This window comes from Pseudomonas sp. EA_35y_Pfl2_R5, from assembly GCF_963970805.1.
Taxonomy (GTDB): domain Bacteria; phylum Pseudomonadota; class Gammaproteobacteria; order Pseudomonadales; family Pseudomonadaceae; genus Aquipseudomonas.
This window is the reverse complement of record NZ_CAXAOW010000001.1, coordinates 762,238-779,059: the sequence shown is the minus strand read 5'-3', so window position 1 is coordinate 779,059 and position 16,822 is coordinate 762,238. Positions and strand designations below refer to the sequence as shown.

11 protein-coding genes are annotated in these 16,822 nt (G+C 60.3%); 3 read left to right on the top strand and 8 right to left on the bottom strand.

The genetic code is table 11. The annotated features are described in order from the left end of the window. Positions 1 to 2: 2 nt before the first annotated feature. From AACX99_RS03515 to AACX99_RS03490, 6 genes are all read right to left on the bottom strand, one after another. Complete coding sequence (locus AACX99_RS03515) at positions 3 to 3,848, bottom strand: toxin VasX (protein WP_339409532.1); 3,846 nt, start codon at positions 3,846 to 3,848, stop codon at positions 3 to 5. Further along, positions 3,845 to 4,648, bottom strand: coding sequence for a DUF4123 domain-containing protein (locus AACX99_RS03510; RefSeq protein WP_339409531.1), 804 nt, complete (start codon positions 4,646 to 4,648; stop codon positions 3,845 to 3,847). The genes AACX99_RS03515 and AACX99_RS03510 overlap by 4 nt, the downstream gene beginning before the upstream one ends. Then, positions 4,645 to 6,726 (bottom strand): type VI secretion system Vgr family protein, encoded by a 2,082-nt coding sequence (gene tssI, locus AACX99_RS03505; RefSeq protein WP_339409529.1) that lies wholly within the window; start codon positions 6,724 to 6,726, stop codon positions 4,645 to 4,647. Before tssI ends, AACX99_RS03510 begins: the two co-directional genes overlap by 4 nt. A 190-nt stretch (positions 6,727 to 6,916) precedes the next feature. Beyond that, the gene (locus AACX99_RS03500; protein ID WP_090443843.1) at positions 6,917 to 7,435 is read right to left on the bottom strand and encodes an Hcp family type VI secretion system effector; all 519 of its coding nucleotides are present in this window, start codon (positions 7,433 to 7,435) and stop codon (positions 6,917 to 6,919) included. Between the two features lie 303 nt (positions 7,436 to 7,738). Then, positions 7,739 to 10,297: a TRAP transporter permease gene (locus AACX99_RS03495; protein ID WP_339409522.1), complete on the bottom strand. Its 2,559-nt coding sequence runs from the start codon at positions 10,295 to 10,297 to the stop codon at positions 7,739 to 7,741. 109 nt (positions 10,298 to 10,406) lie between these two features. Next, positions 10,407 to 11,378, bottom strand: coding sequence for a TAXI family TRAP transporter solute-binding subunit (locus AACX99_RS03490; RefSeq protein ID WP_339409521.1), 972 nt, complete (start codon positions 11,376 to 11,378; stop codon positions 10,407 to 10,409). Positions 11,379 to 11,605: 227 nt separating this feature from the next. Here AACX99_RS03490 and AACX99_RS03485 point away from each other — a divergent pair, with 227 nt between their 5' ends. Then, positions 11,606 to 12,631, top strand: coding sequence for an AraC family transcriptional regulator (locus tag AACX99_RS03485; RefSeq protein WP_339409520.1), 1,026 nt, complete (start codon positions 11,606 to 11,608; stop codon positions 12,629 to 12,631). Between the two features lie 7 nt (positions 12,632 to 12,638). On the opposite strand, the gene AACX99_RS03480 is transcribed toward AACX99_RS03485, so the two are convergent. Next, positions 12,639 to 13,589, bottom strand: a complete 951-nt coding sequence (locus tag AACX99_RS03480; RefSeq protein WP_339409518.1) for an SDR family oxidoreductase — start codon at positions 13,587 to 13,589, stop codon at positions 12,639 to 12,641. Between the two features lie 207 nt (positions 13,590 to 13,796). Between AACX99_RS03480 and AACX99_RS03475 the strand changes: the two genes are divergently transcribed. Then, complete coding sequence (locus AACX99_RS03475; protein ID WP_339409517.1) at positions 13,797 to 14,144, top strand: VOC family protein; 348 nt, start codon at positions 13,797 to 13,799, stop codon at positions 14,142 to 14,144. Positions 14,145 to 14,157: 13 nt separating this feature from the next. Next, entirely contained in the window at positions 14,158 to 15,171 is a 1,014-nt protein-coding gene (locus AACX99_RS03470; protein WP_339409516.1) for a DUF5924 family protein, read from the top strand. Positions 15,172 to 15,318: 147 nt separating this feature from the next. Here the strand turns inward: AACX99_RS03470 and AACX99_RS03465 are convergent, their stop codons facing one another. After that, positions 15,319 to 16,548, bottom strand: coding sequence for a nucleoside recognition domain-containing protein (locus tag AACX99_RS03465; protein ID WP_339409515.1), 1,230 nt, complete (start codon positions 16,546 to 16,548; stop codon positions 15,319 to 15,321). Between the last annotated feature and the right edge of the window lie 274 nt (positions 16,549 to 16,822).

Below are 16,822 nucleotides of genomic sequence, written 5' to 3'. Positions count from 1 at the left end.
GGTCACTTTGTATTATCCGGTGCGCTATGGGTTTGCTCGCTGGCCCAGAAAGGTTGTTCGGCATTAGCGAAGTCAGGCGCTTTTTTAGCTTCGCTGACCGGTACGAGCGCTTTCGGCGCAGGGGCGGGAAAATACCAGCTTTTGCCCCCAGGCTCGGCCAACTGGAACTGCGCTTTGACCGCCCAACTGTAGGTGGTGCTGAGCAATGCGCCCATTTGGCTGGCACTGGTCGCCTCCGGGCTTTTGAAGAACAACTCCAAGCCATTGGACCAAGGCCGTTGGGCCACTGGTTTTTGCGTTGCACCCACGCTTGAGCGCGAGACTCTACCACCATGGGAGTAGGAGGATTGGGTGGTACGCAAGCGGCACTCTACCTTGATATTGACGCTGCCCAGCTGCGAAACCAGGCCGGGCAGGTTGCTCTCGATACGAACCCGGGTGTTGGCGCTGCTAACGGCAAATGGGATAGGGCTGCTGGCGTCGAGTTTGGCCTGGGGGTTGTAGTCCGGGTTCTTGCCGACACTGATGCGGATTCCGGCAAACAAACCGAGCAATCGGTAGAACGCCTCTTGTGGCTCGCGCAGGTAGGCGGTTGAACCTGAAGTGCTGTCGCTGAACGGGCCGCTGGCCATCCAGTCTTCTATGGGCGCGCTGCTCAGCCAGTAGGCCAGCCCGGCCCCGCCGACTATCAGGATCAAGGCGACCCAACCCAAAGGGCTAAAGAGAAACACAGGGGCCGCTGAGGATGCCCCGGCGACCAAACCGAGAGCACCGCCACCGGCCATCAGCAGATAACCCCACATGGCGTCGTCGCCCCACTGCCAGGCATACCAGGTGTCATAGAGATTAAGGCCGACAAAAATAAAGCCCGCAAACACTTGGCCGAGCAAACGAGTGGTGATTTGCGTGCCGAGTTTTTGCCCTAGTATTGTCCCCAATGCCCGCCCCATTGAATCGTCAGTGATTGTAAACAACACCTTTCTCGCCGACGCCAGAATGGACTGATTGCTAACGAACTTGACCGTCAGTGCCTCCATGGCAATAACACAGTCAATACCTGCCCCCACTACTCCGCCAAGAGCTCGAGTTTTGCTTTTTTCTATACTGTTGGCTTGGTAAGAGTTGATTTCCGAGCGCACATTCCACAGCTCCAACATTAAGACCCCTGCGGAAAACGGAGTGGCGTTGAGCACACGGAATGCCTTACCACCGCGGCGGGCCTGGAGATCATCCACAGCACTTTGCAATACCCCTTCGGCACGAGCCAAACGACCCTCGGCGGCTTGCGTGCGCACGGCGGCCTGGCTGACCTGATGGAACTGCTGGTTCAGTGCGCTGATCATTCTGGCGGTCGTGCTGTTGCGCGGAATGGCCACCAGCAGATGGTCGCTGGTTTGGTTGAGGCCCGCCCGGGCGGCCTGCCGACCGTTGGTCATGCCCAGGCGGTTGCCCTCGGCGTCGAGGTACTCACCATAAAAACGTGTGGTGCGGCCCGCAGTACTGGGTAGGTCCTCTAGGCCGAATATGTAGTAATCGCGGACGCTAACCCTGCCACTGCGTACCCAGATCGCATTACCAAATTGCCCAGGTAGGGTACTGCGCAACCGGCCCAGGCTCTGACCGTGCAGGGTCACATCGATGCGCCGGCCTTGTGCGCCCAGCGCCGTGCGCTGCTGCGCGTAGTCTGCACTTGCTTGGGCCTGGGCACGCGTGCGGGCCTGCACCTCGGCTTGCAAGGGTCGCAGCCTGTCACTGGCGCTATCCACGGCACGTTGTGCCGTCTGCACGGCGCCTTCCAGGCTCTCGTAAATATTGACCAGCGTGCTGGCACCCGCCTTGAGCTGCGCCGTGAAACTGCTGTTCAAGCTGCCCGCGGCCATCAAACCCGCCAGCATGGCCGCATCCAGCGTGCGCTGCTGAGCCTTGGGCGCACCTTGGGTCTCGAACTGGGCCAGATCGCCGGAGCGGAAATGACCATCACCCCGATTAGTGTCCTTGCTTGCTGGCGCTTGGTAAGGCGCATACAGCGTTTCATGATCGATATCCGGCCACAACATTAAGTGCAGCGGGTGCTTGATGTTGCTGGCAATTTCACTGAGCAACTTTTGCCCCGGTGTCGCCTTGGGCCGATACAGGCTGTATCCCTTGACGGCATCGGTGAGGTCGCAGTTGACCGCCAGCGGGTCGCTCTGGTCTGGGCCGGTGGCGATGGCGGCAAATACTTGGCTGGCAAAAAATGACGCGGCCAGGTAATCAAAACCATCGAGGCTCAAATGATCGGCAAGGGTCTGTTGGAATTCAGCCTTGCCCAGGTGCTCGCTGAGGGCATCCTGCACGCCGCCCAACTGTCGCCACAGCATGATTCGCTCTTGAGTGGCGGTGAAGCGATTGATATCGCGCTTGCCGCGCTCCGTGATTTTCTCCAGCGCCTGGTGCAGAGGGTTCTTCTGACCACCCAGGCTGCTCGGTACGACCAGCTGTTGCAGCAGCAAGGCACTGCCGTGGTTGGCATGCTGGCTGGCGCGTTGTGCGCAGAGCCCGAGCGCGTGCTGCTGGCTATTGATACGCGTCAGCAGGTGACGCATGCGATGCATATTGTCATCCAGCAACACCCCACAGATCTGCCGGGTGCGGGCGCTGCTCAACACATCATTCACTGCAGGTTGTGCATCCCAAAGCGCAGCTTCGTTCGTCTCTTGAGTGGGCTTGGCACTTGGCTGTTGCCCGGATGGTGGCTGATTCTTCTTGATCAATTCACCCAGGCAATAGCTCCAGGCTCCGAGCTCAAGCAAATGCGGGTTTTCCTGCACAGTGCCTTTTTCACAGCCATCGAGATGAGCCTGTGCGGCCTTCTTGCTATCGAGCGGGAACTGTCCACCTAGGTCGCAGATATAACGCCCAGGATGCTCCAGCTGCCATTCATAGCCAGGCTCACGTGGACGTTGCGGCGCCGCCATGCTGATCGGGAAGGCATTGATCTCCAGATTCAATCGGGCAACGCGCGCCTTACCCACTACGTTTTGGTTAGCGTAATCATGAACATCAAATGCGGCGAAGGCATCGAGCATCTCCTTGCCTTGGGGCTGGCCGGCAAAGTTGCGTTTGAAGTCGCGCCGCGACACGCGCAGGTCTGGGCTTTGACAGCGCTGGCGACGCAAGCCCTTGTCTTGCTCCAGGCGCTGCAAACGCGCGGCGCTGAGTTGTACTTCTGAAAAGCACAACTGTATGTCGGTCTTGTTCAGGTTGTTCCACTGCGAAGGCAGCCATATTTCTTCGAGCGCCTGCCCGATAGCTTGGCGCACTCCCGATTTGAAACCCTGCCCCTGACGGAAGCTCGCGACATGAATGTCGTGAAAGTTGGTTTTGCCATCCTGGCTGCGAACCTCAAGCTCACGCCACAACTTGCCCTGATAAAAAACGTAGATAAAACCCGGACGAGCCAGAACAGGCATACCCAGATCGTAAATGCTCTTACTGCCAGGTAACGCGCAGAAGGGGATCACCGGGACAATCTGATTCCATTGCTGATCATCCTGGCGCGGCGTAATGCGCACGTCGTCCAATAGCGGTATGCGGATAGGCGCTCCGCTGCTGGTGGCGATCTCCAGCCAGAGGTGGCGCTTGGGTTGAGCCTCCCAATCCCATATATGCAACACACTACTAAAGGTCTCGTCGGCCTTAACCTCAGGTTTATCCTGGTTTGTCAGCCACTCCTGCAACTCATGGTCGGCTTGATCGTATATAACGACTCGCTGCCCTGGCGGATGATTAATCCCCACTACCTGAACAATGAGTTTGCCTGGCTCGCAGGCAGCCCCTGCACTTAGGGCGGATACATTTGCGCTCATGCGTGGCTTTCCTTGTCAGTCGCACTGCGTTCTAGGCGGGTCCTGAGGTGGTCTAAACGGACTTCGTCACTGCCATGCGGCAGCGCTCCGGATGGCAATGCTCCACGACGGACGCTGCGAATATCCAAGTACGTGCTCAGTGAGTCCGCAGCAAAAAAGCCGTTCTGCATTCCCTCTTCCAAGTAAGCAAAGGCTTGGTCGAAGGAAAGCTGAGATTGCTGCTGCCACCAGTGGAACAGGAACTTCTCGGTTTGCTGGCGTTGCAACGCTTCGGTCTGACTTTTGCCCAAGTGAAAGTGACTCCGCTCATCGAGCGGTTGCCATTGATCTGCACTCATGTTCTCCCGGCTGTACCAATGCGCTTGCTGCGCTGCGCTTTCGCGCCAGGTAGCCGAGTGCCAACTGAGCCTGCGAATAGGACCAAGCCAGGTGGACAGCTCGTCCTCTTCGAGGGCCGGAAAGAAGTAGCTCGCGGTGCGCGGACTGGAATAGCGCAGCACGCCCTTTCGCTCACTATCAAAACCGACAAACAGGATATGCCGCAGATGCCGCAACACCGCGTGCAAAGGTTGAGAACTGTCGATCTGCAGCCCCGCCCAATCATCCGGCCGTGCAATAAAGTCATCGGCAATCGCGGAGTTTTCGGCCGCATTGACCAATAGCGGGCCGTGATCGGCATAGGACGTAAGCTCAGTATCATCGAATAGTCGATACGGATCGGGATTACTACCCGACCGGTAAAGCCTCTCTAGCAGATCATCCTTGTACTCCAGCAATAACCAGCGCTGAGAAACTGTCATGCTCCTGCGCCCCCGCTCAAAGCCGCTCTACAGGGGCAATCCGTCAGCGGACATTGCATGGGTGTACCGCCCTTGGGCTTTTGGCACAGCTCTACAATTGGAACATCCTCACGCAGACGCTGCTTAAGCAACGCTCCCGGCACATCCGCATCCGCCGGCTTAACCATTCCCGGCAGAATCGGCGATGCCCCCGAACCACTGCCCGGGCCGCCGCCGGAGTTGATTTTGATTACAGGGCCGACCATGGTGATGCCGCTGGCGTCGAGTTTTATAAAGCTGCCGGCGGCTTTGAAGGTGAGTTCGCTGCCGGCTTCAAGCACGACTTTCTGGCCGCTGGAAAGGTGGATTTCCTGCCCAGCGTTGATGAACTGGCCGGTGCCGATTTTGATGTGCTGGTTGTTGCCAACGGTGAGGTGGTCGTTGGCTTTGATTTCGCTCTTGCGGTCGGCGTGGATGGTGCGGTGTTCTTCGGCTTTGAATTCGCTGTAGCTGTTGGCTTCGACGGTGTCGTGACGCTCGTTGCCGATGCGGATTTTCTGGTCGTGCTCGATGTTCTCGTCCCAGTCGCGCTCGGCGTGCAGGTAGATTTGCTCGGCACCTTTTTTGTCTTCAATACGCAGTTCGTTGTAGCCGCCCCCGCCGGGGCTGCTGAGGGTTTTGAACAGGCTGCGGGTTTTGTTCGCCGGCAGTTCGTAGGGCACCACGTGTTCGGCGTGGTACAGGCAGCCGGTGACCAGCGGTTGATCGGGGTCGCCTTCGAGGAAAGTGATTAACACTTCCATGCCCACGCGCGGGATGGCGATGCCGCCGTAACGGTCGCCAGCCCAGCTTGAACTCACGCGCAGCCAGCAGCTGGTTTTGTCGTCGGCCTGGCCTTCGCGGTCCCAGAAGAATTGCACCTTGATGCGGCCGTATTCGTCGCAGTGGATTTCTTCACCCGGCGGGCCGGTGACCACGGCGCTTTGGCTGCCGAGGATGCGTGGTTTCGGGTGGTTGAGCGGTGGGCGATATAGCACTGTCCAGGGCGTGGCGGTAAAGCGGTTGCGGTAGCCCTGCTGGAAGCCATCGCTGGCCTCGGTGTGGCTGGTCACCGACTCTTCCAGCACCTGCGGCTGTTTGCCCTCGTGGTGGATTTCGGTAAGCAGCCAAAGGTCGTTCCAGCTGGCGCGCGGGTGCTCGGTCAGCGCCAGAAAGTGGCCGCTGACCAGCAGCGGCTGATCGCCGTCGCCTTGCGCCAGTTCGAAATCGTGACGATGGCGTTCGAGGATGCGCTGACTAAGGTGTTTGCCGCGCTCACGGTCGACAAAACGGCCGGGGTAGTCGTAATCCTCGAGGTCGGGTTTGAAGTCGCTCTTGGCGTCCGCTTCCATCAGCAGCTTAGGTTTTACAAAGTCGTAGTCGCGGCGGGTCACCCGGCTTGAACGGGTTTCCACACGCACACCGAAGCGCTTGATTACTGGCTTGTCGGCGACCAAGCCGCTGTCTTGCTGATAGGCCGTTGGTGCCAATTTTGGGAAGGCCGTTTGGTCGTCGCCAAACGTCAGTACGTGGCCTTGTTCGCTGTGCTGAAAGTGGTAGTGGATACCCTCTTCCTCGCACAGGCGCTGAACGAAGTGCAGGTCGGATTCGTCATACTGCACGCAGTACTCACGTTCGGGGTAAATCGAGCCGAGTTGGAATTGGTAGGCGTTGGCCTGAATGCCGTGCTCTTGCAGCACTTGGCTGATGATCTTCTCCACCGTCAGGTGCTGGAAGATGCGTTGATTGGTGCGGTGCGCCAGGTATGCCAGCTGTGGGCGCAAGGTGACGTGGTAGCGGGTCAGGCGTTTACCGGACTCGCCCTGGGCGACGCGGTAGATCTGCCCGTGAATGCCGTGGCCGGCCTGATCGAAGGCGAGAAAGGCAGCTTGATGCAGCAGGCTTTCCAGATCAAGGTCAGGACGTTCGCTAACCAGTTCCAGTTCGAACTCGAAGGGCTGACTGATCGCCTCGCGACCGTTGAATTCGAGCACCTGCAGATCGTGGCTGACACCTTCGATCATCAGGCTGAAGTGAGTCTGGTTGGCGGCGGCGAACATTCGTTGTTCCTCTTGTTTCGTCCATGAATCGAACCACTGCGCAGTTCTAACCCAGACCAGGCCTGGGTAGCCGTGCGCACTCGCGGTTTTTCGCGATGCCTATCAATGTTTGGCGAAGCAGGTCTCACTGGAAACGCAGCGGCCAGGACGATGCCTGGCCGCTACGGTGTCGTACGAGCTCAGCCAGTTTTTAGGCGGAGATCGGGGTACGCCAGTCGTCAGAGCCGGAAGTACCGGAGACTTCGTGGGTCCAGACGATTTTGCGGTAGGTGAAGTACACGTCTTCGAGGTGGGTGAAGTGGGCCATGCCTGGATCCTGGCAGTTCGGCATACGCGACTGCACGTCAACGATCACGGCATCTTCCAGCTCGATGGTGAAGTAGTGCTCCTGAGTACCGGTGGAGGAAGTGCGGTACCACTCCAGACGGCACTTGGACAGACGCTCACCGGAGGTCAGGGAGTTGAAGATCAGCGGCGAGGATTTGTCGAAGACTTTGGTGATCATCAGCGGCTTGTGGACGCGCTGGCCAGTCGGCTGACCGGACTGCGGATCACGCGGGATGATGACCTGGTGGTTGAAGGCTTGAACCAGGATCTGGTCTTCATGACCTTCCTGGAAGATGTTACCGACGGAATCTTCGGTGAAGGTGCCGGCAGTGATCAGGCCTTGTTTGGTGCCTTCGAGGGACAGATACGCGGGTGTTGGCATGAGTGCTTTCCTTGCCTTGGGTCATGGATCTGCAGTGATCCGGGAGCTTCCCTTGTAGCGACAAGCATGCCAATTAAATAAAATCGTTATAAATCATAGACTTAATAGAAAGCCAAATGCACACCCCAACCAGCTGTGAGCCAGTTCACTAAAAGCTGAGCAAGTTATTGCGCAAGACTGCGCAGGTTTCTGCGCAGCTCGCTCAAGGCCAATGGATACAGGCGCTTCAGCCTAATCCCCATAGACTTATCAACAGATCGCTGCGCAATAAACTGCGCAGCGAATGGGTGCGTAAGGCTCGACTCAAGATACGCCGCTCGCCCGGCGGCGACGCTGCAACCAGAACACCAGAGCGAACAGCAGGAAGCCAGGAATCCACATCAGCTCCTTGATCCAACGATCCGTCGGCGCGCGAACCTTGAGGATTTCCTGATCGAACGCCAGACCGGCTTCAGCCGCCGGGCTGCCGAAGGTGACGCTGTCGACGAGCACCTTGCCGCCCTCTTCATAGGTCAGCAATCCGAGTTTCTCCAGGCGCTCTTCGCCGCTGGCTCCTTCCGGCACGGGCAACAACAGGCTGAACTCGCGGGCATCGCCCACCGCATCTTCACCCTTGATGCGCAAGCGCAGCTGGCTGCCATCGGCCACATCACCCAGAGCCTGGGCCAGTTGTGCCGGCGGAATGTCGCGGTAAGGGTCGTGCACGATGTCCATCCAGAAGCCTGGGCGGAACAGGGTGAAGGCCACCAGCAACAGCAACACGTTCTCGTACCAGCGACTGCGCACCAGGAAATAACCCTGGCTGCCGGCTGCGAAGATCAGCATGGCGACGGTGGCGATGATAAAGATCAGCACGCCGTGCCAGAAATCCACGTCGATCAGCAGCAGGTCGGTGTTGAAGATAAACAGGAACGGCAAGATCGCCGTACGCAGGCTGTAGTAGAAGGCCTGAATCCCGGTCTTGATCGGATCGCCCTTTGACACTGCCGCAGCCGCAAATGAGGCCAGGCCCACCGGCGGCGTAACGTCGGCCATGATGCCGAAGTAGAAGACGAACAAGTGCACGGCTATCAGCGGCACGATCAGGCCGTTCTGCTGACCGAGGGTGACGATCACCGGCACCAGCAGGCTGGACACCACGATGTAGTTGGCAGTGGTCGGCAGGCCCATGCCCAGGACCAGGCTAAAAATCGCCGTGAGCACCAGCATCAGCAACAGGTTACCCATCGACAGCAGCTCGACCAGATCGGCCAGCACCAGGCCAACCCCGGTTTGCGATACCGCGCCGACAATGATCCCCGCCGCCGCCGTGGCAATGCCGATGCCGATCATATTGCGCGCACCGGCAATCAGGCCCTCACGCAGGTCGATCACGCCGTCCATAAACGAGCCATGGGCATGCGTGCCATCGGTGCGTAGCCAAGTCAGCAAAGGACGCTGGGTGAGCAGGATGATCACCAGCATCACACTGCCCCAGAAGGCCGACAGGCCGGGGGATAGACGCTCAATCATCAGGCACCAGACCAGCACCACCACCGGCAACAGAAAGTGCAGTCCGGAAAGCAGCACGGCACGGGTTTGCGGCAGTTTGTCGAGCGGCGCGTCAGGGTCTTCGGCAGGCAGCACCGGCACGCTGGCGGCGATTTTCAACAGACCCAGATAAACCAGCGCCAGCAACGCGCCGATACCCGGCAGGGCATATTCACCCAGCGCCGGTTTGAGCCAGCCAAGGCCGTAATACACCGCCAGCGACAGACCGCTGATCAGCGCCGCACCGAAGGCGAAGCCGGTCAGGCGGCGCAGCCAGGGCTTGGGTTGATGCCCAGGCACCGGCTGCAGGCCGAGCTTCAGCGATTCCAGATGGACGATATACAGCAGCGCAATATAGGAAATCGCCGCCGGCAGGAAGGCGTGTTTAATGATCTCGACATACGGCATACCGATGTACTCGACCATCAGAAAGGCCGCGGCGCCCATCACCGGCGGCATGATCTGACCATTCACCGACGAGGCTACTTCCACCGCGCCGGCCTTCTCGGCCGAGAAGCCAGTGCGCTTCATCATCGGAATGGTGAAGGTCCCGGTGGTCACCACGTTGGCAATCGACGAGCCGGAAATCAGCCCGGTCAAACCCGACGCCACCACCGCCGCCTTGGCCGGGCCACCGCGGAAGTGCCCGAGCATGCTGAACGCCAGCTGAATAAAGTAATGCCCAGCGCCAGCGCGTTCGAGCAAGGCACCGAACAGCACGAAGAGAAACACGAAGCTGGTGGATACGCCGAGGGCGATGCCGAACACCCCCTCGGTAGTAATCCATTGGTGGTTGACCATGGCATTGAAGCTGACCCCACGGTGCGCCAGCATCCCCGGCATATACGGCCCAGCCAGGCTGTAGACGAGGAACAGCAGGGCGATGATCGCCAGTGGCGGGCCAAGCACTCGGCGAGTGGCTTCCAGCAGCAACGGGATGCCGATGCACGCGGTTAGCATGTCCGCGGTGGTCAGGCTACCGGGGCGCAAGGCCAGCTGCTGGTAGAAAATAAACAGGTAGGCGGCGCTGGCGGCAGCGACCAAGCCTAGGGCGATATCCAGCAGGGGCACGCGATCACGCGGCGACTTGCGAAAGGCCGGGTAGGCGAGAAACGCCAGCAACAGGGCAAACGCCAGGTGGATAGAGCGGGTTTCGGTGTCATTGAACACACCAATGCCGAACACGAACGGCAGCGGCGAGGCGATCCACAGTTGAAACAGCGACCAAAGCAGGGCCAGGCCGGTGATCACCTGCGCCATGGCCCCCAGCGGGGTGCGCGCACCGACATCCTGGGCAATCAGTTCTTCGGTGGACAGTTGCTTGTCATGCATGGGTTGAACCTGCATTCGAGAGTACGGAAACGGCAAAACCCGCAGCCTTGCAGCTGCGGGTTTGCTTATCTAGAGACACTAGCCCGTTTGGGCGGGCAGCGTGGGCCGCTTACAACCAGCCGCGCTCTTTGTAATAACGCACTGCGCCTTCGTGCAGCTCTGCGCTGAGGCCGACTTTGATCATGTCTTCTTCTTTCAGGTCAGCAAATGCAGGGTGCAGACGCTTGAAGCGATCAATGTTGTCGAATACCGACTTAACCAGCTGGTAGACCACTTCCGGGCTGGCCTTGGCCGAGGTCGAAAGTACGGCTTTACCGCCGATAGACGGCGTTGGCTTGTCGTTGCCCTTGTACACGCCGCCGGGGATATCAGCCTTGGTGTAGTAGCTCTTCTCAGCCAGCAGCTTGTCGATTTCTGCACCGGTCACCGGCACCAGTACCGCGTCGGTAGTGGTGGTGGCTTCCTGGATCGCGCCATTCGGATGGCCGACAAAGTAGGTCATCGCGTCGATATTGTTGTCGCCCAGGGCAGAAGCCTGCTCAGCGGGCTTCAGCTCGGCAGCCAGGGAGAACGCAGAGCGGTCCCAGCCCTTGACCTGCATGATCTCTTCCAGGGTGTCGCGCTGACCGGAACCTGGGTTGCCGATGTTGACGCGCTTGCCTTTGAGGTCATCGAAGCTGGCGATGTTGGCGTCACGGCGGGCGAGGATGGTGAACACCTCACTCTGCAGCGAGAACACCGCGCGGATGTCCTCCATCGCGCCTTCTTTCTCGAACGGCGCAACGCCCTTCATGGCTTTGAACTGATGGTCCGACTGCATGATGCCGAAATTGAACTCGCCACTGCGGATGCCGTTGACGTTGGCCACGCCGCCGCCACTGGCTGGAGCGTTGCACTTGATGCCGTGCTCAGCCGCACCGCGATTGAGGAAACGGCAGATCGATTGGCCGGCAACGTAATAAACGCCAGTTTGGCCACCGGTGCCGATGGTGACGAATTGCTCTTCGGCCTGTACGGCGCTGCTCAGGGTAATACCTGCGAGTGCAGCCGACAGGGCCCATGCCAGGGATTTACCTTTCATGGGAGTTCTCCTTTTCTGTTTATTTTTGAACCGGTCGCACCTTATGAGTGCGTCCGGAGGACAAGAGTCTAACCGCTCAGCCACAGGTTGCACGGAGTAATACCGGCAGCCCTGGTAACCAAGTGTTAGAAGGGGCTGTTGCCGTTTCGTTCGCGGCGGTGCGAATGGAACAGAGTCTAGACGTCTTAACGCTACCTTCAGGCCACAGCTTTGGGCAGAATCGGGCCATGTCAAAGCACACTCACGACTCACTACACACCTCGGTCAGCGCCAGCATCACCCTCGCGGTGTTGCATGCCGCCAGCCGCCTGGGCGTTGATCGCACGCAACTGATGAGCGCCTGCGACCTCAGCGACAGCCAGCTCAGCGACCCCGATGCCCGCGTGCCATTCGCCACTCAGGAACAACTCTGGCAACAGCTTGGCCGTATCGAACATGCCGAACCCGGTCTGGCCCTGGGCTGCAACCTCGCCCCAGGGCCGTTCAGCGTGCTCGGCTACCTGTTGCAGAGTAGCCCGACCCTGGGCGACGCGCTGGCCGCCGGGCTGCGCTATCAACGCCTGGTGGGCGAGGGCGGCGAGTTGCAATTACGTGAACAGGGCGATGAGCTGCAGCTGCTCTATCGTCCGCTGCATCCCGAGCTGCCGGCCACTCGCACCCGCGTGCTGGCGCTGATGGCCTGTTGGGTGCAGATGCTGCACCCGCTGCTGGATAACTGGCAGCTGTTGCGCGCGCAGTTCGTTCACGAACAGCCACCGACGCTGGACAGTTACAGCGAAACCTTCGCCTGCCCGCTGCAGTTTGCCGCCAGCGATTACGGCATCGTCCTGCCGCGCAGCCTGGCCAGCGCGCCGCTGATCCAGGCCAACCCACCGCTGCAGAACCTGCTGCGCCAACATGCCGAAGCCCTGCTCGCGCGCCTGCCCAGTGAAGGGCTAAGCGCCCGCGTGGTGGCTCTGCTCGGCGAGCAACTGGCGCGCGGCGAGCCGGACCGCAGCGAATTGGCGCGTCATCTGCACTTGAGCGAACGCACCCTGCAGCGCCGCCTGGCCGACGAAGGCTGCAACTACCAGCAACTGCTTAACGACACCCGCCAGCAGCTGGCCGAACAACACCTGAGCACTGGCAATTTACCCGCCGCAGAAATCGCCCTGCTGCTGGGCTACTCGGAACCCAGCGTATTCTTTCGCGCGTTTCGCCAATGGACTGGGTTAACACCGGGTGAATATCGGGCGCGGCAGAAAGCTCAATGACCGCAGGCTAAATCCCCTGTGCCCGTAAAAACGCCAGAAATGCCTCACGCGAGCTATAGCGTGGGCTAAAGCCAAAGTCCTGTTTCAGCCGGCGATTGCTCAGCACCGGGCGATAGCGCAGAAAATCTACCTGCTCCGGGCCGTAGGGGCTCAAGCCGAGTGGCTTGAGCACGCGCAACGCGGTGCGAATCAGCCAGGCCGGCAGGGCGCGGTAGGGCTTGCCGAGCAGTTCGGCGATTTCCTTGAGTGACAGCGCGCCATCGCCGGCCAGGTTGAAGATGCCTGCGCTCTGCAGGCGCAGGCCGCGGCCAATGATGTCGACCACATCCTGATCCCAGATAAACACGAAGCGGCTGTCGCTGCCGCGGATGCCCAGCACCACCGGTTTCTTGAATAGCTCGGTGATCTGGTTATTTACCTGTTTGCCGAGAATGGTGCCGGGGCGCAGCACCAGTTGCTTGAGTTGCGGATGCTGCGCGCGGGCCTCGGCCAGCAGCAGTTCCACTTCACGTTTATGCTTGGCGTAGGCGAACTGCGCATGGCCGCGCAGCGGCTGGTCTTCATCCAGCCATTCGGCATTCTGCGGGTCATAGCCATACGCGGCGCCCGAGCTGGTGACGATCAGCTGTTCGACGCTATGGGCCGCAGCCGCCTGGATCAGCGCCTGGGTGCCGCCGACATCGATGGCATGCAACTGCGCCTCGCTCATACCCGGCGGCGGGGTGACCACCGAGGCCAGGTGGACAATCGCCTGCGGCTGCCAAGTGGCCACGCAGTCTTCCACAGCCGCCGGCTGGCTGATATCGAGCAGCACCGGTTCAATATTCAGCTTCATCCCCGCGCGGTTTTGCGGACGGATATCGGCGGCAATCAGCATCCACTGCGGGTGCTGCACGGCCAGCTGGTTAAGCAACTGCTGGCCGATATAACCGGCTGCACCTGTGATCAAGACGCGCATGTAGCTCTCCATAACGCCGCACAGCCCATGGCGCGGAGCGCTGCGTTTTTGCCGACTGTGTTTACCCATTGCAGGCTATCGCTCGGGTTGCCGGGTAGCAGTGGCAAGGCCGGCCAAAGCGCATGGCCAAAGGCGACAGATGCCCTGTGTGCCGGCCGGCTGAGCGCGCTATGCTCTGCGCCCGTCATTCGCCCAGGTATGCCCGCCATGAGCCAAGCCGAACAGAATCTGCGTATCGATTACATCGAGTTCGCCGCCGTCGACCTGCCGGTGCTCAAGCAGTTCTATGAACAGGTCTTTGGCTGGCGCTTTACCGACTATGGCCCGCACTACAGCAGCTTTACCGACGGGCGCATGACGGGTGGCTTTACCACCGACAGCGCAGTGGGTGCCGGGCCGCTGGTGGTGATTTACGCCACGGACCTGCAAGGCGTGTGCGCCCAGGTGGCGGCTGCTGGCGGGCAGATCACTCAGGAAATTTTCAGCTTCCCCGGTGGGCGACGTTTCGAGTTTCGCGATCCAAGTGGGAACCGCTTGGCCGTGTGGTCAGAATAATCGAGCTCAATTTATGCCTGCGTGGAAACAACTGATCTTCAAACTGATTGCGCTGATTCAGCGCAATCCCGGGATGGTCGCGGTCTTTGGTTTTGCCTCTGGGCTGGCGAGCTTTCTGCTGGTCGAGCGCCAGGCCGAGCTGGCGCAGGTGCTGGCGCTGGTGATGCTGGTCAGCTGGCTGTGGCTGATTCTGGAAAACATCCTGCGCGCGCGCATTGCCCAATGGTTCGGCTTCGAACTACCGCCGCCCCTGCTGCGTTATGCCACGCAGATGATCCACCAGGAGAGTCTGTTCTTCGTTCTGCCGTTCTTCTTTATCACCACCACCTGGAACAGCAGCCAGCTGCTGTTCAGCAGCCTGCTGGCCAGCGCCGCGCTGATTTCGATCATCGACCCGCTGTACTACCGTTGGCTCGCGCCCAGACGCTGGCTGTTTCTCGCCTATCACACCCTGACGCTATTTGCGGTGCTGCTCACGGCGCTGCCGATCATCTTCAAGCTGACGACCCCGCAGAGTTATCAGCTGGCGCTGGCGGCGGCAGTAGTGCTGTCGTTCCCCTCGCTGTTCACGATCATCACCGTACAACGCTGGTGGCGTGGCCTGTTACTGATCGGCCTGACCCTGGCCATTGGCGCAGGCGGCTGGCTGGCACGTATTTGGGTTCCGCCGGCGACGCTGTGGCTGACCGAGGTGGCGGTGACCAGCAAATTTGATAACCACAACCGCGCGCCGGGCGAGAGCATCAAGGAACTGAGCGTGGCGCAACTGCGTAGCCAGGGCCTGTTCGCCTACACCGCAATCAGTGCGCCGCGCGGGCTGAACGAGCGGATTTATCACGTCTGGCGCCGCGATGGCGGCGAAGTCGAACGCATCGCCCTGGATATCCACGGCGGGCGCAAGGAAGGCTATCGCGCCTGGACCCACAAACAGAACTTCCCCGCCGACGCCGTAGGCCGCTGGCAGGTGCAGGTGCTGACCGAAGCCGGGCAGATGATCGGGGTGCTGCGTTTTAAGGTGGTGGAGTAACCACCGACAACCCTATTTGAGATCTCGCGAGCTAGAGTCCTGCAAGGCAAAAACTGGCGAGGAAGCGGAGTGTACTTTTGTACATGAGCATTCCGAGCCTGTTTTTAACGCAGCAGGGCCGACGCGCAGCAGATCGTTGCCGAACACCTACCCGAAGAACCAGTAGCAGACGAAAATAGCCGCCACCACCCCGGCAAACTCGGCCAGCAGTGCGCAGCCCACGGCATGGCGCACGCGCTGGATACCGACCGCGCCGAAGTACACCGCCAGCACATAGAAGGTGGTTTCCGTGCTGCCCTGGATGGTCGCCGCCACCAATGCGGCAAAGCTGTCGACGCCCTGGGTTTGCATGGTTTCGATCAGCATGGCGCGCGCCGCGCTACCGGAGAACGGCTTGACCAGCGCGGTGGGCAGCGCCTCGACAAAACGCGTATCCCAACCCACTGCTTCGACCAGCCAGCGAATGCCATCGAGGCCGAACTCCAGCGCACCGGATGCGCGAAGCACGCCAATCGCACAAAGCATCGCCACCAGGTAAGGCAACAGGCTCTTGGCCACATCGAAGCCTTCCTTCGCGCCTTCGACAAACTCCTCGTACACCGCGACCTTCTTCAGCGCGCCGAGCAGCAGAAACAGCATGATGATGCCGAACAGCGTGAGGTTGCCGGCCAGCGACGACAGGGCCGCCAGCGCCGTGGCCGACATAGTCGCCAGCACGGCCATAAAGCTGCCGAGTAGCAGCGCACCGGGGATCAGATACGCCAGCACCACCGGGTCCCACAGACGCAGGCGCTGCATCAGCGCCACCGACAACAAGCCGACCAGGGTCGAGGCGCTGGTGGCCAGCAGGATCGGCAGAAATACCAGGGTCGGATCAGGCGCCCCCTGCTGCGCGCGGTACATAAAGATGGTTACGGGCAGCAGGGTCAGCGACGAGGCGTTAAGCACCAGAAAGAGGATCTGTGCGTTGGTAGCCGTGGTACTGCTGGGGTTGAGCGTCTGCAGGGCGCGCATGGCTTTCAGGCCAATCGGGGTGGCGGCGTTGTCCAGGCCCAGGCCATTGGCGGCGAAGTTCATGGTGATCAGACCGAGGGCCGGATGGCCGCGAGGGACCTCCGGCATCAGCCGCGCAAACAGCGGACCGAGCATACGCGCGAGGGCATCGACCAGGCCGGCTTTCTCGGCGATACGCAGCAGGCCGAGCCAGAGGGTCAGGGTGCCGAACAGCAGCACCATGACCTCGACCGACAGCTTGGCCATGGCAAACAGGCTTTCGACCATGGCGGCGAATACCGCCGGATCGTCACCGAGCAACCAGCGCGACAGGCCGGCAATGGCCGCCACCACGAAAAACCCCAGCCACAGCCAATTGAGCATGCCGTTTCTCCCCCCGATCAGTGGGCGCGATGATAGCGCGGCTTAGCAGGCTGTTGAAAAACTACCTGCGTTGCCATCGCGACGTTAAAAACAGGCTCGGCAAGCCGCTTGCGGCTAACGCGCTTTAGCGCGACCCGAAGGGCGAGTGGAACGAGTAATGCTCATTTACAACTCGTAAACACCGCTTTTTCGCCTGTTTTTGCCTTGCGCTGGCTGCCTCGCCAACGTTTTCAACGGCCTGTTAAGAGAGGCTGGGGTGGGGTTAACCGCTATG

Excerpts from the sequence above, each read along its gene's own strand:
- AACX99_RS03470 (WP_339409516.1), top strand. The coding sequence starts at position 14,158 with ATGCCTGCGTGGAAACAACTGATCTTCAAACTGATTGCGCTGATTCAG.
- AACX99_RS03515 (WP_339409532.1), bottom strand. The coding sequence starts at position 3,848 with ATGAGCGCAAATGTATCCGCCCTAAGTGCAGGGGCTGCCTGCGAGCCA.
- AACX99_RS03500 (WP_090443843.1), bottom strand. The coding sequence starts at position 7,435 with ATGCCAACACCCGCGTATCTGTCCCTCGAAGGCACCAAACAAGGCCTG.
- AACX99_RS03475 (WP_339409517.1), top strand. The coding sequence starts at position 13,797 with ATGAGCCAAGCCGAACAGAATCTGCGTATCGATTACATCGAGTTCGCC.
- AACX99_RS03495 (WP_339409522.1), bottom strand. The coding sequence starts at position 10,297 with ATGCATGACAAGCAACTGTCCACCGAAGAACTGATTGCCCAGGATGTC.
- AACX99_RS03465 (WP_339409515.1), bottom strand. The coding sequence starts at position 16,548 with ATGCTCAATTGGCTGTGGCTGGGGTTTTTCGTGGTGGCGGCCATTGCC.
- AACX99_RS03510 (WP_339409531.1), bottom strand. The coding sequence starts at position 4,648 with ATGACAGTTTCTCAGCGCTGGTTATTGCTGGAGTACAAGGATGATCTG.
- AACX99_RS03485 (WP_339409520.1), top strand. The coding sequence starts at position 11,606 with ATGTCAAAGCACACTCACGACTCACTACACACCTCGGTCAGCGCCAGC.
- AACX99_RS03490 (WP_339409521.1), bottom strand. The coding sequence starts at position 11,378 with ATGAAAGGTAAATCCCTGGCATGGGCCCTGTCGGCTGCACTCGCAGGT.
- tssI (WP_339409529.1), bottom strand. The coding sequence starts at position 6,726 with ATGTTCGCCGCCGCCAACCAGACTCACTTCAGCCTGATGATCGAAGGT.
- AACX99_RS03480 (WP_339409518.1), bottom strand. The coding sequence starts at position 13,589 with ATGCGCGTCTTGATCACAGGTGCAGCCGGTTATATCGGCCAGCAGTTG.